This window comes from Streptomyces sp. NPDC005438, from assembly GCF_040606315.1.
Taxonomy (GTDB): Bacteria; Actinomycetota; Actinomycetes; order Streptomycetales; family Streptomycetaceae; genus Streptomyces.
This window is the reverse complement of record NZ_JBEXEP010000006.1, coordinates 209,434-228,835: the sequence shown is the minus strand read 5'-3', so window position 1 is coordinate 228,835 and position 19,402 is coordinate 209,434. Positions and strand designations below refer to the sequence as shown.

Here is a 19,402-nt window from a genome sequence, read left to right as displayed (position 1 = left end):
GATCTGTCGGGCCAAGCCAGCGACATCATCAGGTCCTTCGAGAGCGACGACTGTAGCGACCCTGCTCGCCTCCCTGGGCGATACCGCCCAGCTCGACCGGATCACCGACGCCGGATTGTGCCACGGTGCCGCCAGGCTGCTGCACACCACCCACCGCGTCGCCCACGGCGCCCTGACCACCGGCCGCCGCGCTCGTCCTGGACGCCGAAGCTCGCGGTGGCCTCGCGGTCTTCGGCTGGGACGCCTGCCCGCTCCTCGGCTGGCAGGACACAGTTGGTGGAGCTGATGCTGCCGTACCTGTGGGCTTCCGACGTCGACGGCCTCCCGGCGAACGTGTGCGTGGACGCCTGTCCGACACTGCGGCACGCCTACGGGCAACTGGGGGTGCGGGCCGAACTCCAGCCGGTGGACCTCGTGATCGAGGACGAGGGCGATGACCGGAACCGTTTCGGCAGTCTGGAACCGTCCTGGACAGGCACATCGTGGAACGGGCACTGCGTGTTGGTGCTGCCCGGACTCGCAGCGGATCGTGGACGCCACCGTGGAGCAGTTCGACAAGGTCCACGACTGCGGGCACTACTGCGGGCCGTCGGTGACGCTCCGTACGGGCCGGACGAGGCCCGGGATATCCGGTTCCATCTGCCCGCCGAGGACGGGCAGGAGCGGTGGCTGCGGCTGGATGAGATCCCGCTGCCACCCGCCACGCCCGCCGCCTGGCCCCGACCGTAGCGCGACGGCCAGCCGCAGCATGAGGCTCACCGTCGGTGCGAAAGCCGGCCGGTACTGCCGCCGCTGAGGCGTCCAACGTCGCGCTTGAGCGCCCTCCGAGCTGGCGCGGGTCGAGGCCTTCGACGTCTTCGACCGCCACTGTCATTCCCCGGTCTCGATAACCCACTTACCGGTGATGATGCGGTCCAGGTTCTGGTTATCCCGCTTGGCCTCATCCAGCGCCTGGAGGAACGTGACAGGTAGCGACCACGCGTTCATCATCGCCGCTGACGCCCACGATGGTGTCCGCACGGACGGGTTCGCGTCCGCTCCCGTCGCCCGGCTCGGTCAATACCCATCAGCCACTACCTCCCCTCAACTCTGCGTGGATGACGTGCTGTTCATCCTCACTCTCCGACGCGAACGCGGTGTCATGTTCCACAAGACCCGTGGGGTTCAGTTGCGGGGCCCGACCGTAGCCGTGCAGTCAGCCCCCGCTGGCAGGCGCCGCCTCAAAAGCCTCAGTCGGTTGGCGCCGAAGCCGGGGCACCTCATCGTGCTGGGCAGCCAGCCGGGACAACGCGAGTGGCGACAGCCGACATGTCCTGCCCGCCCCTTTCACGAGCACTCTTTGATGACCTTGAGTGACCGCACTGAGTCCTTTCGTGCATTACTGAAGTACCCACTGAAATGAACCTTGCGGTACTGAAATCCTCAGGGCCATCCGACAACCCGGCTCGGGCCTCCCTTGGACAGGTCGCGGTGCCCTGGGCCGTCGTACTCGGTGCCGTGGACCTCATGCGGACGGTACCGGCCGCTGCGTCGGACCGTCGTAGGAGGCCAGCGGCCTGATGAGGGCGTTGTGGGCGAGTTGTTCGGTGATGTGGGCGGTCCAGCCGGTGATACGGCTCATCACGAAGATGGGGGTGAAGACCGGGATGTCGAAGCCCATCAGGTGGTACGCCAGCCCGGCCGGGTAGTCCAGGTTGGGGTGGATGCCCTTGCGCTGGACCATGGCCTCCCGCAGGGCGGTGTGCAGGGTGGCCATCCGGGTCACCTCCGGGTCACCGGCGCGGGCGACCAGACGGTCCAGGGCTTCCTGCATGATCGGCACCCGGGAGTCGCCGTGCTTGTAGACACGGTGGCCGAAGCCCATGATCTTGCGCTTGTCCGCCAGCGCCTGGTCCAGCCACTCCCCGGCGCGCCCGGGGTCGCCGATCTCGTTGAGCATGTGCATCACGGCCTCGTTGGCGCCGCCGTGCAGCGGCCCCTTCAGGGCGCCGACGGCGGCGGTGACCGCGCTGTAGAGGTCGGACAGGGTCGAGGTGACCACCCGGGCGGTGAACGTCGAGGCGTTGAAGCTGTGTTCGGCGTACAGCACCAGGGAGATCTCGAAGCAGCGGACCACCTCGGGCTCCGGCACGGTGCCGAAGCACATGTGGAAGAAGTTCTGGGCGTAGCCGAGTTCGGGGTCGGGCGGGATCGGGTCGAGTCCGCGCCGCCGCCGCTGGTCGGCGGCCACCACGGTGGGCAGTTTCGCCAGCAGGGTCAGCGACTTGGCCCGGTTGCGGACCAGGCTGTCGTCGTCCTCGGTGGGGTCCTCGGCGCCGATGAAGCTGACGGCCGTGCGGAGCACGTCCATGGGGTGGCAGGTCTCGGGGAGCCGGGCGAGGAGTTCCAGCGTGGCCCGGTCCAGCGGGCGCAGGGCGCGCTCCCGGGCGCGGAAGTCCCGGAGCTGGTCGGGGTCGGGGAGTTCGCCGTACCACAGCAGGTAGGCCACCTCCTCGAAGGAGCGGTGCGCGGCCAGGTCCTGCACCGGGTAACCCCGGTAGGTCAGGGAGTTGGTCTCCTCGATCACGGTGGAGATCTCGGTGGTGTCGACGACGACACCGGCCAACCCCCGGTGGATCTCGGGCGGGACGACGGTCATGGTGGATGTCTCCAGTGGGTCAGGTACCGGGAGTGGGGTCGCAGGTGGCCGGGCGAGCGGGGTCAGCCGCGCGGAGTACGGGGGCACCGCGCGGAGGGCTCGTCGGCGTCCGGCCGGGGTGGTGGGGGTGCGCGGTATCAGAACAGCCCCTTGGGGAGCCGGGAGTCGTGGGCGGCGACCGCCTCGGTGTCCACCGAGGGGAAGAGCCCGCCCAGTTGGGCACCGGTCAGCCCGGCGGCCCCCTCCGCCGCCCGGAGGAACCGCTCCTGGTCGGCCTCGGTCACCACTCCCTCCGCGAGGGTGCGGAACTTGTGGACGTAGGCCGGGCGGTCGAAGGGGCGGGCGCCGGCGGGGTGGGCGTCGGCCACCGCCAGTTCGTCCTCGATCACCGAACCGTCGTCGAGGGTGATCACCGCCCGGCCGCCGAAGGCGCGGCGGTCGGGGTCGGGGTCGTGGTAGCGGCGGGTCCACTCGGGGTCCTCGACCGTGCTGATCCTCCGCCACAGGGCGACGGTCTCGGGGCGGCGGGCCCGCTCGGGGGCGTAGGAGCGTTCGTGGTGCCAGCCGCCGTCCTCCAGGGCGACGGCCAGGATGTAGGGCACCGAGTGGTCCAGGGTCTCCCGGCTGGCGGTGGGGTCGTACTTCTGGGGGTCGTTCGCGCCGGAGCCGATGACGTGGTGGGTGTGGTGGCTGGTGTGGAGCACCACCGACCGCACCGCCGCGAGCGGGCCGACCTTCTCCCGGAGCCGTCGGGCCAGGTCGATGATCGCCTGCGCCTGGTACTCGGCGGAGTGCTCCTTGGTGTAGGTGTCCAGGATGGCCCGCCGGGGCTCGCCGGGTTCCGGCAGGCGCACGGTGTACGAGGACTCGGGGCCGTCCAGCATCCAGGCCAGGAACCCGTCCTCGCCCTCGTAGATCGGTGAGGGGGAGCCCTCGCCCCGCATCGCGCGGTCCACCGCCTCGATGGCGACCTTGCCGGCGAAGGCCGGGGCGTACGCCTTCCAGCTGGAGATCTCCCCCTTGCGGGACTGCCGGGTGGCGGTGGTGGTGTGCACGGCCTGCTGGACCGCCTGGTAGACGGTCGGGGTGTCCAGTTCCAGCAGGGCGCCCAGACCGCAGGCGGTGGCCGCGCTCAGGTGGGCGACGTGGTCGATACGGTGCTCGTGCAGGCAGATGCCCTTGACCAGCGCGACGTGGATCTCGTACGCGGCCACCACGGCCCGCAGCAGGTCGGCGCCACCGCGACCGCTGTGCTGGGCGACCGCCAGCAGGGGCGGGATGTTGTCGCCGGGGTGGGAGTAGTCGGCGGCCAGATAGGTGTCGTGGTAGTCGAGTTCGCGTACGGCGGTGCCGTTGGCCCAGGCCGCCCACTCCGGCGACACCCGCACCCCGGTGCCGAACACCGAGGAACCGGCCACGGTGGCCTGGTGCGCCCGGGCCTGCGCGCGGGCCACGGCCACGGGCCGGCGGTACAGCGAGGCGACGGCGACCGAGGCGTTGTCGATGATCCGGTTCACGGCCATCGCGGCGGCCTCCGCGTCCAGTTCCCCGACGTGCGGGGTTCCGGTGGCCACGGCGGCCAGCTTCCAGGCGAGCTGGTCCTCGCGGGCCAGCTGGTCGGCGCTGGGGTGGACGCGTACCTGGTGGTCGATCACGGGGCTCCTTCGGGGCGCGGCGCTCATGGGGGAACGTGATCGACACTGCCCGTCCGGTACCTGTTCCGCCACCACTCCAATGTGCGGAATCCGTACAGCGAACCGTTGTGAATCTGCGGAATCTGCGGATCGCGCGGATGTTATCTTCGCAAGGTTCCCGAAGGCGGAACGCCGTCCACCGGGGCCCGAACAAGGAAGTGCCTCATGGCCCGACGAGCAGCCGACCGCAAGATCTACGCCCACGCGAAACTGCGCAGACTGCGCCGGGAACGTGGCATGAACCAGGTCGACATGGCGGGCGCGCTGGGCATCTCCACCAGCTACGCCAACCAGATCGAGCAGAGCCAGCGCCCGCTGACGGCACCGGTACTGTTGCGGATCGCGGAGGTGTTCGGCGTCGACCCGGAGTTTTTCTCCGAGGTCGCGGAGGACCGGCTCGCCACCGAGCTTCGCACCGCCCTCGCCGACGAGGCGTGCGGAGTGACGCCGCCTGGGGCCGAGGAGATCGGCGACATGGCCCGCGACCACCCGGACATGGCTCGTGCCCTGGTCGCCCTGCACCGCCGATACCGCGACGCCGCCGAACAGGCCGCCGCCCTCGGCTCGCCCGACGCGGACGGCGTGCTGCTGCCCTCCAGTGAGCCGCATGACGAGGTCCGGGACTTCTTCTACACGCACCACAACCACTTCGAACCCCTCGACACCGAAGCCGAACGGACCGCCGAGGCCCTGGGCCTGCGCACCGGCCAAGCGGCCGAACCCCTCTCCGTGCTGCTCGCGGAACGCCACGGCGTCCGCGTCGTCCCGGCCGCGCCGGAACGGTCCGGCGACGCGCGGCGCTTCGACCCGAACACCGGCCTGCTGTTCCTCTCGCACTGGCTCAGCGACGGTCAGCGCGCGTTCCAACTCGCCACCCAACTCGCCCTGCTGGAACACGGCCCCCTGATCGACCAACTCGCCGACAGCGCCACGGGGTTGACCTCCCCGGCGTCACCGCGCCTGGCCCGTATCGGCCTGGCGAACTACTTCGCGGGCGCGCTGCTGATGCCCTACACGGCCTTCCACACCGCCGCCGAAGAGGCCCGCTACGACGTCGAGTTGCTCTCCGCGCGCTTCGGCGTCGGGTTCGAGACCATCTGCCACCGGCTCAGCACCCTCCAGCGCACCGGCCGCCGAGGGGTGCCCTTCTCCTTCCTGCGGGTGGACCGGGCGGGCAACATCTCCAAGCGGCAGTCCGCCACCGACTTCCACTTCTCCCGGCTGGGCGGCACCTGCCCCCTGTGGACGGTCTACGAGGCGTTCTCCTCGCCCGGCCGGATCCTCACCCAGGTCGCCGAAATGCCCGACGGCAAGCGGTACTTCTGGGTGGCGCGCACCGTGACCCGGGGCGGCTACGGGCACCGGGCGCCACGCGCCGAGTTCGCGGTGGCCCTCGGCTGCGAACTGCGCCACGCCCACCGGCTGGTGTACGCCGAGGGCGTGGCCCTGGACGACCCCCTCGCCGCGACCCCGATCGGCCTGGGCTGCCGCATCTGCGAACGCCGCGACTGCGCCCAGCGGGCCCGGCCGCCCGCCGGCGGCCGGCTCACCATCGACCCGGACCGTCGCAGCTACGTGCCCTACCCGGTGGAGAGCGCGCCCGCGCATGACGCGCGCCCGGCCCACCTCCCCGGCGCCCCCTCCTGAGGTCTCCGCCGCTCGCCGCGAGGGTGACGGTGTCGGGCGTCGGGTCGCCGCGCGGCACCGGCATGGGACTGTTGACAGAGGAGCCGACCGCGCTCAGGACGGCCGGCCGAAGGCCGGTCGTGGCATCGCACGGCGCGAGGAGTACGTATGACGTTCACCGACATCACCATCGTGCCGGTACCGAGTGACCGTAGGGCCGCCTTCCTGGCGTTCTCGCGCCGGATGGCCGAGGTCTACCGCGAGTACGGGGCGACCAGGATCGTCGACTACTGGCAGGCGGGCGCTTCGGCCAGCCCGGACGACTTCCACGCGGAGGGGGTCGACCACGGCCCGGGGGAACTGCGGGGGCTCGCGAGCCTGACCGGTGCGTCAGACCGGGAGTCGGTCGTCGTGACCCTCACGGAATGGCCGTCGCGGGAGGTCCGCGACCGAGGTAACGCGGCTGCCACCAGGGACCCGCGCGTCCTCGCCACCCTCGACGAGGAGCCCGTGTTCGACGGGCGTCGTCTGGTCGGCGAGAGTTTCGAGACCGCGATGAGTCTGCCCGAGGAACGCTAGCCCCTGGTCCGGCGGTGCCCCCCCGACGAACGGTGGTGCCGGGTGCGTGGAGCACCAGTGTCATCAACGCCGGCCGACCTCGACCATGTCGAGGCCTACGGTGCGGTGACGCCGACCGAGCACCGGACCGCACGGGAGGCGGTCCTTGGCCGAACCCCTCTCGTGCGGTGCGGCTCGTGCGAGCGGGGGCGCCCTCGGGTTCCGACGGCGCCCCGCGCGCCCTGCCGTCGTAGGCCGGTTACGCCCCGACGGACAGGTACTCCTTGGTGCGCACGATGCGCTCACGCTCGGCGAACGAGGCCAACCGCTCCTGGACGGCGGAGCTGTCGCCGTCCCGGTTGACGGCTTCCAACGTCTCCCTGACGGCGGTGATCACGGCGCGTTGCAGATCCGAGGGGACGATGATCAGCCGGTACCCCAGTTCCCGCAGTCGTTCGCGGGGGACCATCGGTGTCTTCCCGCCGTGGAACATGTTGATCAGCTTCGGCTGCGGGATCCGCTCGGCGATCTGCTCGATCTGCTCGACGGTCTCGGGCGCCTCGACGAAGATGACGTCGGCGCCGGCGGCGAGGTAGGCGTGGGCGCGGTCGATCGCGCTCTCCAGGCCCTCGGAGGCGATCGCGTCCGTACGGGCGATCACGACGAAGTCGGGGTCCTGCCGGGCCTCGACGACCGCCCGGATCTTGCTGGTCATCTCCTGAGTGCTCACCAGCGACTTGTCGTCGAGGTGCCCGCAGCGTTTGGGGAAGGTCTGGTCCTCGATGTGCAGTCCCGCCAACCCCAGGCGCTCGAAGACCTGCGTGGTACGGACGGCGTTGACCGCGTTGCCGAAGCCGGTGTCGGCGTCGGCGATGATCGGCAGGCTGGTCACGGCGGCCATCTGCGCCAGCCGGTCCGCGATCTCCGTGAGCCCGAGGAGCCCGATGTCGGGCACCCCGCAACTCCGCGCGATGGCACCTCCGCTGGCGTACAGCAGCTCGCTGCCGCTCTCCTCCACGAGGCGGGCGGTGAGACCGTCGTACGCGCCGGGGGCGAGGTGGATTCCGTCGCTCTCGATCATGTGGCGGAGGCGGGTGGTGGGGCGCATGAGATGGAACTCCTCGGGACGGAGACTGCGGTGTGGAGGGGAGCCGAACACCGCAGGGGAGCGGCCGAGCTCACTGTATACAGACGGTATACCGTTCCTGTCCAGGGGCGTTCCCCGGGGAGGATTCGCCACCCGGTCCGCGCCGCCCTACGTTGTCAGGACTCCGAGCACCTTCGCGCCCGCAAGGTGAGCGGCACTCGCGGAGGAGCCATGAAACACAGCACACGAGCCTACGAACAGCTGCGTCAGGAGATCGTCGCCTGGGAACTGCCGCCCGGCACGCACCTGAGCGAGATCCGCATCGCCGAGCGCCTCGGTGTCTCCCGCACTCCGCTGCGAGAGGCCCTGCAACGACTCGCCGCCGACAACCTGGTGAAGGTGGTACCGGGGCGGGGCGCCTTCGTCACGGACATCTCCCTCCAAGACGTCAGGAACCTCTTCCAGCTCCGCGAGGCGCTGGACACCTACGCGGTACGGCTGTGCGCCCGGTCTTCCCGGCGCGGCGAATTCGCCGCGCTGGAACGGGACTTCACACGACAGCACGCCGAACTCGACACCGCCCCCGACGCCGTACGGCTGGACGGCTACTACGAGTTGACCGCCAGGCTGGACCAGCGGATCGACCAGGTCGCCGGCAATCCCTACCTGGCCGCCGCCGCACTGCCCCTGCGGGACCAGCTCCGCCGGTTGCGGAGGATCGCCCGCCGTACGCCGGGCCGGATCGCGCGCAGCGCCGTGGAGCACGCCCACATCTGTGGTGCGGTCGCCGAAGGTGACGAGGCGCGTGCCGCGGACCTGACGGCGACGCACATCAACAACAGCCTCCGCAACATCCTCTCGGCGATGACCGACGGGTTCGGGGACGCGAACGACTCGTGACGGCGGCCGGTCGGGCGTCAGCGTCGGAGCCCGGGTCGAGAGGGGATCGGGTGAGGGGCTCGCGACGGGGGCGCCCGTACCCGTTCCACGGCTTCACGCCCCGCCTCCTCGTGCCCGAGGGGCGCCGGGAGTCCTCCGGCCGCACGCGGGGTGAGCCCCTCGGGTCGGACCTGCCCGCGAGGGTCGCCCCCGCTCCTGCGGGACTTGTCGGAGGCGCCCCGAACCGACAGCAGCGGACCGCGTCTTAGTATGGTGAGCCTTACCTAAGTTCAGAGGTGGATGAGTTCACTCCGGGAGAGACATGGCGACGACGGGGGCACCCGCAGGTGAGGCCGCTGACCAGGCCGCCGACATCAAGGTCCAGCAGAAGGCCGACGCGCGGACCCTCAAGGAACTGATGAGCCCGGTGGCGTGGAACCTGACCGTGGGCCGGCTCCTCGCGGCGCTCTCCGGGCTCCTGGCCGTCGTGCCGTACGTCGCCCTGGTGCACATCGGCGAGGTACTGCTCGACGCGGCTCGCGCCGACGTGAGCGTGGACGGCGACGAGGTCAACCGGTGGCTGCGTGTCCTGCTGATCGCGTTCACCCTGCGGCTGGCCCTCTACTTCCTGGCGCTGCTCGTCACGCACCTCGCCGACATCAGGCTCGGCCACCTGATCCGCCTGCGCATGGTGCGGCGCTTCTCGCGGGTGCCGCTGGTCTGGTTCACCTCCACCAACTCCGGGCGCGTCCGCAAGGCCTTGCAGGACGACATCGGCACCATCCACAACCTGATCGCGCACCGTCCGGTCGAGGCCACCAACGCGGTCGTCATGCCGCTGGGGCTGATGGTCTACGCGTTCGTCATCGACTGGCGGCTCGGCCTGCTCGCCATCGCGACGCTCCCGCTCTACGTCGCGGCCATGGCGCTGTCCATGCGGGGCATGGGCGAGAAGACTGTACAGATGGACGTCAAGCTCGGCGTCGTCTCGGCGCGCATGGTGGAGTTCGTCACCGGCATCACCGTCGTGAAGGCGTTCGGCCGGGTCGGGCGCGCGCACCGCGCCTACCAGAACGCCGCCGAGGAGTTCCAGGAGTTCTACTACGCCTGGGTGCGCCCGCTGATCACCGTCAGCTCGCTGGGCAACTCCCTGCTCGCGGTGCCGCTGATCCTGCTGATCAACATCGGTGGTGGCACCTGGCTGGCGCACCACGGCTCGGTCACCGCCGCCGACGTACTGGCCACCTCGTTGATCGCCCTGCTCGTCCCGTACGGCCTCGAAGTGCTGATGACCTCGATGTGGGCCCAGCAGATGGCTGGGGCGTCGGCCCGCCGCCTCACCGACCTGTTGGAGACGCCGGTCCTGGCCGAGCACGACTCCGAGCACCCGGTGCCCACCGGACACGAGGTCGTCTTCGAGCACGTCAGCTACTCCTACGGCGAGGGCCCGGACGTCGAACTCGCCCTGGAGGACGTCTCGTTCACCCTGCGGGAGGGCACGGTCACCGCGCTGGTGGGACCGTCCGGGTCCGGCAAGTCGACCATCGCGGCACTGCTGGCCCGCTTCGACGACCCCCGCTCGGGAACGATCCGCCTCGGGGGAGCGCCGGTCGACCGGATCGACGCGCTGTACTCGTACGTCGGCTTCGTCCTCCAGGACCCCCAACTGCCGTCCCTCAGCATCCGGGACAACATCGCGCTGGGCCGCCCGGACGCCACCGACGAACAGGTCCGCGACGCCGCCCGCGCCGCCCGCGTCCTCGACGAGATCGAGGAGCTGCCGAACGGCTTCGACACCGTGTACGGCGCCGACACCGGACTCTCCGGCGGCCAGGCGCAACGCATCGCGATCGCCCGGGCCGTCCTGGTCGACGCCCCCGTACTGGTCCTCGACGAGGCCACCGCCCTCACCGACCCCGAGTCGCAGCACCAGATCCAACAGGCGCTGTCGGACCTGGTACGCGGCAAGACGGTGCTGCTGATCGCCCACCGGCCCGAGGTGATCAGCGGCGTGGACCAGATCGTCCTCGTCGAGGGTGGTCGCGTCGTCGCGGCCGGCACCCACGAGGAGTTGCTGGGGCACCCCGGGTACGCCCGCCTGTGGGAATCCACCACGGCGACGCTCGACCGAGGAGTGGACGCGTGAACCTCCCCCTGATCGACATCGTTCCGCGCCTCAGGCGCATGGTCTCCCGACCCCGCGCGCTGCGCCCGGCACTCCTGGTCGCCGTGCTGAGCGGACTGGTCGAGGGCCTCGCCCTGGCGTCGCTGTTGCCCGCGATCAGTTCCCTCGCCTCCGACGACGCCGTCTGGGGACTGCGTATCGGCGGCTGGCTGTGGGTCCTCGGGGTCCTCGCGGCCACCTGCTTCGGGCTGAACTACCTGCAGGAACGCCGTACGTACGCGGTCGCCCTGGACTTCCTCTTCAGCATCCACCGGCTGGTCGGTGACCAGGTGGCCAAGCAGCCGCTGGGCTGGTTCGCCCGGCCGCTGGCCGGACGCCTGTCCCGGATGGTCTCGGTGGAGCTGATGAGCGCCGGGGAGATCTTCGCGCACATGATCGGTCCACTGGTCGGCCGGATGGTCTCGGCCGTGGTCATCGTGGTCGCCGCCTGGTTCTGGAGCCCCCTGCTGGGGCTGGTGCTGACGGTCGCGGCACCGGTCTTCGTCCTGATCACCCTGGCCTCCACCCACTTCATGCGCCGGGGCGCCGCCCTGCACGAACCCGAGGAGGTGAACCTGGCCAACCGCATCGTCGAGTACGCCCAGTGCCAGGGCACGCTCCGCTCCTGTGGTCGCGGCGACGCCTTCCCGCCCCTGACCGCCGCGTTGGAGGACACCCGCGCGGCCAGGACCCGCGCCCAGTGGATCGAGACGGTCGGCCTGTTGCTGAGCGGTGCGGTGACCCAGGGCGTGATCGTGGCGCTGATCAGCGTCACCGGTTCCCTGGCGGTCTCCGGTTCACTGGAGCCGATCCCGGCGCTGGCCTTCATCGGCCTGGCCCTGCGGTTCACCTCGACGCTGTCGACCATCACCGAGAGCGCGATGTCCCTGGAGTCACGCCGTCCGCTGCTGGACGCGGTCGACGAGGTCCTCACCGCCGAGCCCCTGCCCGAGCCGTCCGCGCCGGTCGAGCTGCCGGCTCCGGGGACGGTCGCACTCGACCGCGTGAGCTTCTCGTACGGGTCCGATACCGAACCGGTACTCCAGGACGTGTCGTTGTCCGTGCCGGCCGGCTCCATGGTCGCCCTCGTCGGCCCGTCCGGCAGCGGCAAGACCACCATCGCGCGCCTGGTCAGTCGCTTCCACGACGCGGACTCCGGCACCGTCCGGGTGGGCGGGCTACCGGTGACCGAACAGACCACCGAGCAGCTCATGGGCCAGCTGTCGATGGTCTTCCAGGACGTCTACCTGTTCGACGACACGCTCGAAGCCAACATCGCCGTCGGCCGCGAGGCCGCCAGTTGGGAGGAGGTCCGCGAGGCCGCCGACCTGGCGGGAGTCACCGAGATCGCGGAGCGGCTCCCCGACGGCTGGGCCACACGGGTCGGCGAGGGCGGCCGAGCGCTGTCCGGTGGCGAGCGTCAGCGGGTCGCGATCGCCCGCGCGTTGTTGAAGCGGTCGCCCATCGTGCTGCTCGACGAGGCCACCTCGGCGCTCGACGTGGAGAACGAGGCGAACATCGTCGCCGCCATCGAGTATCTGCGTCAGCGGGCCACGATCCTGATCATCGCGCACCGCCTGGACACCATCGCCGCGGCCGACCAGATCGTCGCCCTCGACCAGGACGGCCGCGTGGAGGCACAGGGAACCCACGAGGAACTGCTCGCGGCGGGGGGAACCTACGCCCAGTTCTGGGGCCGCCTGCACAAGGCGCAGGGGTGGCGGCTCACCGGCTCCGACACCTGAGGTCGGGTCCGCGCCTTCGCCCGGCCCGGGGCCGGCCCGAGAGGGGCGGTGCGTTTCCCCGCGCGGCTGGCGGCGGTTGAGGAGGCCGGTCGGTGCTTCGGCGGCCACCAGAGCTGGTCGCACCCGCCGTACGCGGGTTCGCCCACGGTACGGGGAGCCGGTGGGCGCTTCCCCCGACGAGGGGTACCTCCCGTACGTCCGGCGCGCCCGGTCGCTGTTAACGTCAGCCGGGGCAGGGGGAGTTGGCGGCTTGAAGTGGGGCGCCCTCGCCCCGGCCCAGACGACGACGGCGGCCCGGCCCCCGAGGGGACCGGGCCGCCGTGCGGGCACGTCGCGCCTGACGTACACGGAAGGTCAGGCGAAGGTGGCCTTCCAGGTCTTCTCCCCGACGACGCCGTCGACGGTCAGCCCCTTGGCGCCCTGGAAGTCACGGCAGGCCTCCTCGGAGGCCGGGCCGTACGCGGAGTCGACGCCGATGTCGTAACCGTGGGCGCTCTTCATCCGGCCCTGCCAGGTGCCCACGCTCGGGTGCCGGAAGACCGGGGGCTGCTTGAACAGGACACCGGGCCAGGGCGGCGGGCCGTCGCCGCCGCCGGGCACCAGGGTGCCGTCGAGGACCAGCGGGTAGAGGTTGCCCGGGCAGTCGGTCGACTTGTGGTCGCGGTGCCCGTTGACCGCGGCGCCGGAACCGCCCTGGTCGCGTAGCCGCGTGATCGCCGAGTGGAAGGCGTCGATCAGCTCGTCGGTGATGGGGTCGTAGTCGTTGGTGGTGCCGCCGACCAGACCGCAGACCGCGTACCAGTTCTGGTTGCCGTCGTTGGTGCCGTTGGCGCCGGTGCGGACGCCCTCACCGCGACCCTCGAAGACGTACCCGTGGATACAGACCATGTGGCTGTAGGCCAGGTCCGACCAGCCCCGGTCGTCCATGTGGAAGTTCTGGTGGCCCCGGACCTGGCCGGCGCACTTGGAGTGGTCGCTGGCGGCGACCTTGACGGCGTCCACGTGGTGGACGCTGACGCCCTTGGGGGTGATGTTCTTGCTGACGCTCTTGGGGGCTCGGGCGCCCCACTCGGAGCGGGTCACGAAGGTCGCCATCAGGACTTCCTCCCTGACAACTCGCAGTCCACGCTGGCGTCCAGCGGTTCGCCGTTGAAGGGGTCGATGCCGGCGGCGGTGGAGGACTTCTCCGGGGCGGCGGACGCCGATCCCGAGGTGAGTACCGGTACGGCCACGGCCGCGCCGACCAGTCCTGCGGCAGCGGCGCCGAGGAACCTGCGTCTGCTCGTGGGGGCAGCGGGCGCGGGGGCCTGCTGTGGTCTGTGCTCGGTCACTTCTCCTCCAGCGGAGTGTGTGGGGGGTCTCGGCCAGCCAGAAGCCGGCTCCGATCGCTTAATTCTCATCGGGGTTCCGCTCACGACAAGTGCAAGAACGTGCAGATTCCATAGGCGTATCGACACCAAACCCGCCCATCCCTGGTCTTGACCTCACCGCTCACCACTGCTCTCCCGCTTGTGCGGGGCACTATTCCGGTCGTGGCCGGACATAGCCGCCGTGGCTTCGGCGAACACGGGCTCTCGCGGGTCGAGGTCCGGGAGTCGGGGCCCGGCGCGGTCAGCCCCTGGCCTCGCCCGGATACGTCAACTTCCTCTGTCTGAGGGCGCCTTGTCGTTCGTCAACGGGGCGGGGTGGTGTGCCCGCATCCGAAGGTGGCCGGGACCTCGATCGCGTTCCCCGGTGAGAGCGCGTACGCGGCGCCCGGGTGGCGAGGCTCCATCAGGTCCCCGGGGGCATCCGGGCCGCACAGCTGATCAGCCCCGGGCGATCTCCCCCCGACCCCAGGGTGCTCCGACCCCGGGGTGCTGACCGAACGCCTCCACCCCCCGTACGTCGACCCTGACGGGCAACGCCATGCCCGTACTTCGGCGCCGACCCCGGCTGGCGTCGACCACCCTCGGGGTGCTGCCCGATCACCGTGACCGCCCGCTCTCCACGGTGCCTGTCGTCGGCCGACCGGACCATCGCCCTCGGTGTCCGGCGAACTCTCCCGCCCCGGGGGAGGGTTGGCGAGGACCCTCCGTACCCCGAACGACGGCCCCGCCGCCCGCGACCGCGCCTCCCGGCCGCCCCCACCCCCGAGTTGAGGGCTTCCACGGAACCGGGCGGACCGGTGACCCGCCGAAGAGGCTGAGCGCCGAGGGCGTCCCCGCGTCGACAGCGGCAAGGTCGGGCGCGTCGCCCACCTCGCCCCGTGGCGTCGCCCCGCCCTCTTCCCCGGGGGGGTGACTCCGCCACCTCCGGGGGGCGCTGCCCCCGGCCCCCTCGACGTCGACGCCGAGCGGCCGTCCGAGGGTGGCCGCGTCACCCTCCGGCTCGCCCCCTGATGCCCTCGGTGTCCGCCCCCGGGGAACCCTCAACGAGGTTGCCGCCAGGGGGAGTTGGGGGCGTGTGTGCGCGGGCGTGCCGAAGGTGCGCGTGCCGCCTTTCGCGGGGCGCGCGCACCCGGGGTTCGGCCTCTGCCGGCCGTCGAACTTAGGTATACCTAAATTCTTCTCGCAACACAATATCTGGTGCCGTACACAACGGGGTGCTCTAGATGTAGTGTTGGCGGTGCTGGTGGTTCGCCGGACGTGAGAGCGTGCGGCGTCGCAAGAGGGAACCCGGTGGGAATCCGGGACTGCCCCGCAGCGGTGAGTGGGAACGACCGCCGTCATGAGCACTGGGTCCGCCGAGCGGGCCCGGGAAGCGACGGTCAGTAGGCGTCCTGACTCCCGTCAGGCCGTGCCCGCGAGTTCGAAGACCTGCCACCGGTGCGCGGCGATGCCCGCCGCGCGCTTCGAGGCCCCGAGGGAGGGTCGCGTGGCCGTCGTACGGACCGGGGTCCGGCGTGTTTCCTGTCGCCGCCCGCGGTCCGCCTCGTACGCCACCGCTCCCTGCCCCGGTCCTCGGTCGACGGAGACGGGAACGAGCGAGAGGAGGCGGCGACGGATGAGCGGTCTCGTGTACTTCTCCAGCGTCTCGGGGAACACCAGGCGGTTCGTGGAGAAGCTCGGTCTGGGCGCCACACGCATCCCGCTGCACCCCCACCGCGAGGGGATGCCTCGGGTCACCGAACCGTACGTCCTCATCGTGCCGACCTACGGCGGTGGAGAGCGGGCCGGAGCGGTGCCCAAACAGGTGGTCCGCTTCCTCAACATCGAGGCCAACCGGGCGCTCCTGCGTGGGGTGATCGCCTCCGGCAACACCAACTTCGGCGCGGACTACTGCCTGGCGGGCCGGGTCATCGCCGCCAAGTGCCAGGTCCCGGAGCTGTACCGATTCGAACTGCTGGGCACGGACCGCGACGTCCGCGCCGTGAGGGAAGGACTGCGGAAGTTTTGGACACCACACTCATCAGCGGCGAGGCCGGTGGCGTGAACACCGGGAACGTGAACAGCGCCGAAGCCGCCCCCGCCCCGTCCGCGCGGGAATCGGTCGGCACGCGTCGGGACTACCACGCGCTCAACGCCATGCTGAACATGTACGACTGCGACGGACGCATCCAGTTCGACAAGGACCGTGAGGCGGCCCGTCAGTACTTCCTCCAGCACGTCAACCCCAACACGGTGACGTTCGCGACGCTGCGGGAGAAGGTCGACTACCTGATCGACAACGACTACTACGAGGCGGCCCCGTTCAGGCGCCACGGCTGGGAGTTCGTCGAGGAGCTGTACCGGCGGGCCCACGCTCACCAGCACCGTTTCCGCACCTTCCTGGGCGCGTTCAAGTACTACACCTCGTACACCCTGAAGACCTTCGACGGCACGCGCTACCTGGAGCGGTACGAGGACCGGATCGTGGCCACCGCCCTCCATCTGGCGGCCGGCGACGAGGAGTTGGCCACCCGGCTGGTGGACGAGATGCTGACCGGACGCTTCCAGCCCGCCACCCCCACCTTCCTCAACGCCGGCAAGGCACAGCGCGGCGAACTGGTCTCCTGCTTCCTGCTGCGCATGGAGGACAACCTGGAGTCCATCGGCCGGGGCGTCAACTCCGCGCTCCAACTGAGCAAGCGCGGCGGGGGAGTCGCCGTACTACTGACCAACCTGCGCGAACAGGGCGCACCCATCAAGAAGATCGAGAACCAGTCCTCGGGCGTCGTACCGGTGATGAAGCTGCTGGAGGACTCCTTCTCCTACGCCAACCAACTCGGCGCCCGACAGGGCGCGGGCGCGGCGTACCTCCACGCGCACCACCCCGACATCATGCGGTTCCTGGACACCAAGCGGGAGAACGCCGACGAGAAGATCCGCATCAAGACCCTCTCGCTGGGCGTGGTGGTCCCCGACATCACCTTCGAACTCGCCAAGCGCAACGAGGACATGCACCTGTTCTCCCCGTACGACGTCGAGCGGGAGTACGGCACCCCGCTGTCCGACCTGGCGGTCGGCGAACGCTACGAGGAACTGGTCGCCAACCCGCGCGTCCGCAAGACCACCCTCAGCGCCCGCGAGTTCTTCAAGACGATCGCGGAGCTCCAGTTCGAGTCGGGTTACCCCTACCTGCTGTTCGAGGACACGGTGAACCGGGCCAACCCCATCCCCGGCTGGGTCAACATGTCCAACCTGTGCTCCGAGATCCTCCAGGTCAACACGCCCAGCACCTACGACGACTCCCTCGGCTACGAGACGGTCGGGAGGGACATCTCCTGCAACCTCGGCTCGCTCAACATCGCGGCGGCGATGGCCTCACCGGACCTCGCGGCCACCGTGGAGACGGCGGTGCGCGGGCTGACCTCCGTCTCCGAGCAGTCCGACATCCGAGCCGTACCGTCGGTGGCCCAGGGCAACGCCCTCTCGCACTCCATCGGCCTGGGCCAGATGAACCTGCACGGCTACCTCGCCTCACAGCGCGTCCACTACGGCAGCGAGGAGGGCGTCGACTTCACCAACATGTACTTCTACGCCGTCGCCTACCACGCGCTGCGCGCCTCGAACCGGCTGGCGATCGAACGCGGCACCGCCTTCGACGGGTTCGAGCGGTCCGCCTACGCGGACGGGTCGTACTTCGACAAGTACACCGAGCGGGTCTGGGAACCCGCCACCGCCCGGGTCCGCGAACTGTTCGCCGACGCCGGGGTGCGGCTGCCCACCCGGGAGGACTGGCGCGCCCTGAAGCGGTTGGTGGCCGCACACGGCATCTACAACCAGTACCTCCAGGCCGTACCGCCGACCGGCTCGATCAGCTACATCAACGACTCCACGGCCTCCATCCACCCGATCGCGTCCAAGGTGGAGATCCGCAAGGAGGGCCGGCTCGGCCGCGTCTACTACCCGGCCCCCCACATGGACAACGACAACCTGGAGTACTTCCAGGACGCCTACGAGATCGGCCACGAGAAGATCATCGACACCTACGCGGCGGCCACCCAGCACGTCGACCAGGGCCTGAGCTGCACGCTGTTCTTCCGGGACACCGCCACCACCCGCGACCTGAACCGGGCCCAGATCCACGCCTGGCGCAAGGGCATCAAGACCCTCTACTACATCCGGCTCCGCCAGGAGGCCCTCGAAGGCACCGAGATCGAGAACTGCCTGTCCTGCACCCTGTGACGAGGAACCCACCCACCATGACCACCGCACCACTGACCGACCTGTCGGTCACGCCCCCCTCCTACCGCCACGACCCCACCGCCCGGCTGCGCCCCGTCAACTGGAACCGGGTCACCGACGAGAAGGACCTGGAGGTGTGGAACCGGCTCACCGCCAACTTCTGGCTGCCCGAGAAAGTGCCGCTCTCCGGCGACCTGGGCGCCTGGCAGCAGCGGCTCACCCCCGAGGAACGCACCCTGACCATGCGGGTGTTCACCGGACTCACCATGCTGGACACGGTGCAGGCCACCGTCGGTGAGATCGTCCAGATCCAGGACGCGCGCACCGAGCACGAGGAGGCCGTCTACACCAACATCGCCTTCATGCAGGCCGTCCACGCCCGCAGCTACTCCTCGGTGTTCTCCACCCTGTCCAACACCCCGGAGATCGACGACGCCTACCGCTGGGCCGTGGACAACGACGTGCTCCAGCGGCGCTGCAAGGCCGTCCTCACCCACTACTACGGCGAGGACCCGCTGAAGCGGAAGGTCGCGTCGACCCTGCTGTCCTCCCTGCTGCTGTACGCGGGCTTCTACCTGCCGCTGCACTTCTCCACCCACGCCCTGCTCACCAACACCGCCGACATGATCCGGCTGATCCTGCGGGACAAGGCGGTGCACGGCTACTACTCCGGCTACAAGTACCAGCGCGGCCTGGAGAAGCTCACCGACACCGAGCGGGACCGGATGCGGACGTTCACCCACGACCTGCTGGAGGAGCTCTACGAGCTGGAGCTGCGCTACTCGGGCGAGCTGTACGAGCCGCTGGGCCTCATGGACGACGTGGCCGTCTTCGTCCGCTACAACGCCAACAAGGCGCTGATGAACCTCGGTTACCCAGCACGCTTCGGCGGGGACGAGACGGAGGTCAACCCGGAGATCCTCGCCGCGCTGTCACCCGGCGCGGACGAGAACCACGACTTCTTCTCCGGCTCCGGCTCCTCCTACGTCATGGGCAAGGCCGAGGAGACCTCCGACGACGACTGGGACTTCTGACCCTGGACCAGTATCGGTGGGGAGGAGTCTCTGATGCTCCACCTGCCGGGGCCGGCCTGCCCTGAGGGACGGCCGGCCCCGGCAGGCCCCGAAGCCGCCCCCTCGGGTTCGGCTTCGAGGAGTACGAGGAGTACCGGGCCGACGGCGCCCACGGCTGCGGGAAGGCCCGGGGTGAGGGGCTGACGGTCTCACGGTGGAGCCACGTCGGTTCGTCTCCCGGCTACCGCCCGGAGGCGAACCGTACGTGGACGGCCAGGGGTTGGGCCGCAGCCGGGCCCGGACGCGTACCGGCACCCCCGGTGGGAGCGACCGCGTCCGTACCCCTGGCGGGTTGGAGCCACGGCCGGTGGGCTCGTCGAGTTGGGCGGACTGACCGACCGTCCCACGGG

Annotated in this window: 14 protein-coding genes and 1 riboswitch; of the genes, 9 read left to right on the top strand and 5 right to left on the bottom strand. The window is 70.3% G+C overall.

The features are described 5' to 3' along the window. The first annotated feature begins 276 nt into the window (after positions 1 to 276). Positions 277 to 729 carry a hypothetical protein gene (locus tag ABZT14_RS15190; RefSeq protein ID WP_356301788.1) on the top strand — a complete coding sequence of 151 codons (453 nt, stop codon included), beginning with the start codon at positions 277 to 279 and terminating at the stop codon, positions 727 to 729. 775 nt (positions 730 to 1,504) lie between these two features. Here ABZT14_RS15190 and ABZT14_RS15185 read toward each other — a convergent pair. Both ABZT14_RS15185 and ABZT14_RS15180 read right to left on the bottom strand, forming a co-directional pair. Continuing rightward, positions 1,505 to 2,638: a bifunctional 2-methylcitrate synthase/citrate synthase gene (locus tag ABZT14_RS15185; protein ID WP_356301786.1), complete on the bottom strand. Its 1,134-nt coding sequence runs from the start codon at positions 2,636 to 2,638 to the stop codon at positions 1,505 to 1,507. Between the two features lie 137 nt (positions 2,639 to 2,775). Further along, complete coding sequence (locus ABZT14_RS15180) at positions 2,776 to 4,293, bottom strand: MmgE/PrpD family protein (protein ID WP_356301783.1); 1,518 nt, start codon at positions 4,291 to 4,293, stop codon at positions 2,776 to 2,778. A 204-nt stretch (positions 4,294 to 4,497) separates the two neighbouring features. Here ABZT14_RS15180 and ABZT14_RS15175 point away from each other — a divergent pair, with 204 nt between their 5' ends. Then, positions 4,498 to 5,979, top strand: coding sequence for a short-chain fatty acyl-CoA regulator family protein (locus ABZT14_RS15175; RefSeq protein WP_356301780.1), 1,482 nt, complete (start codon positions 4,498 to 4,500; stop codon positions 5,977 to 5,979). 147 nt (positions 5,980 to 6,126) lie between these two features. Then, positions 6,127 to 6,537, top strand: coding sequence for a DUF1428 family protein (locus ABZT14_RS15170; protein WP_356301777.1), 411 nt, complete (start codon positions 6,127 to 6,129; stop codon positions 6,535 to 6,537). A gap of 238 nt (positions 6,538 to 6,775) precedes the next feature. Here the strand turns inward: ABZT14_RS15170 and ABZT14_RS15165 are convergent, their stop codons facing one another. Continuing rightward, positions 6,776 to 7,624 (bottom strand): isocitrate lyase/PEP mutase family protein, encoded by an 849-nt coding sequence (locus tag ABZT14_RS15165; RefSeq protein WP_356301775.1) that lies wholly within the window; start codon positions 7,622 to 7,624, stop codon positions 6,776 to 6,778. A 210-nt stretch (positions 7,625 to 7,834) separates the two neighbouring features. On the opposite strand from ABZT14_RS15165, the gene ABZT14_RS15160 reads away from it, so the two are divergent. From ABZT14_RS15160 to ABZT14_RS15150, 3 genes are all read left to right on the top strand, one after another. Further along, on the top strand, positions 7,835 to 8,503 hold the full coding sequence (locus ABZT14_RS15160) for a GntR family transcriptional regulator (protein ID WP_356301772.1): 669 nt from the start codon (positions 7,835 to 7,837) through the stop codon (positions 8,501 to 8,503). Between the two features lie 301 nt (positions 8,504 to 8,804). Continuing rightward, the gene (locus tag ABZT14_RS15155; RefSeq protein ID WP_356301769.1) at positions 8,805 to 10,628 is read left to right on the top strand and encodes an ABC transporter ATP-binding protein; all 1,824 of its coding nucleotides are present in this window, start codon (positions 8,805 to 8,807) and stop codon (positions 10,626 to 10,628) included. After that, positions 10,625 to 12,391: an ABC transporter ATP-binding protein gene (locus tag ABZT14_RS15150; RefSeq protein WP_356301766.1), complete on the top strand. Its 1,767-nt coding sequence runs from the start codon at positions 10,625 to 10,627 to the stop codon at positions 12,389 to 12,391. The genes ABZT14_RS15155 and ABZT14_RS15150 overlap by 4 nt, the downstream gene beginning before the upstream one ends. A 354-nt stretch (positions 12,392 to 12,745) precedes the next feature. Here the strand turns inward: ABZT14_RS15150 and ABZT14_RS15145 are convergent, their stop codons facing one another. Both ABZT14_RS15145 and ABZT14_RS15140 read right to left on the bottom strand, forming a co-directional pair. Then, entirely contained in the window at positions 12,746 to 13,486 is a 741-nt protein-coding gene (locus tag ABZT14_RS15145) for a peptidoglycan-binding domain-containing protein (protein ID WP_356301763.1), read from the bottom strand. Next, the gene (locus ABZT14_RS15140; RefSeq protein WP_356301759.1) at positions 13,486 to 13,722 is read right to left on the bottom strand and encodes a twin-arginine translocation signal domain-containing protein; all 237 of its coding nucleotides are present in this window, start codon (positions 13,720 to 13,722) and stop codon (positions 13,486 to 13,488) included. Before ABZT14_RS15140 ends, ABZT14_RS15145 begins: the two co-directional genes overlap by 1 nt. A 1,266-nt stretch (positions 13,723 to 14,988) precedes the next feature. Beyond that, a riboswitch (cobalamin riboswitch) is annotated at positions 14,989 to 15,212 on the top strand. Between the two features lie 164 nt (positions 15,213 to 15,376). Between ABZT14_RS15140 and nrdI the strand changes: the two genes are divergently transcribed. From nrdI to nrdF, 3 genes are read left to right on the top strand one after another with little or no spacing between them, the layout of a single operon-like run. Then, entirely contained in the window at positions 15,377 to 15,805 is a 429-nt protein-coding gene (nrdI, locus tag ABZT14_RS15135) for a class Ib ribonucleoside-diphosphate reductase assembly flavoprotein NrdI (protein WP_356301756.1), read from the top strand. An 11-nt stretch (positions 15,806 to 15,816) separates the two neighbouring features. Further along, positions 15,817 to 17,979 carry a class 1b ribonucleoside-diphosphate reductase subunit alpha gene (gene nrdE, locus ABZT14_RS15130; protein ID WP_356302254.1) on the top strand — a complete coding sequence of 721 codons (2,163 nt, stop codon included), beginning with the start codon at positions 15,817 to 15,819 and terminating at the stop codon, positions 17,977 to 17,979. A 17-nt stretch (positions 17,980 to 17,996) separates the two neighbouring features. Further along, entirely contained in the window at positions 17,997 to 19,013 is a 1,017-nt protein-coding gene (nrdF, locus tag ABZT14_RS15125) for a class 1b ribonucleoside-diphosphate reductase subunit beta (RefSeq protein ID WP_356301753.1), read from the top strand. Positions 19,014 to 19,402 lie beyond the last annotated feature (389 nt).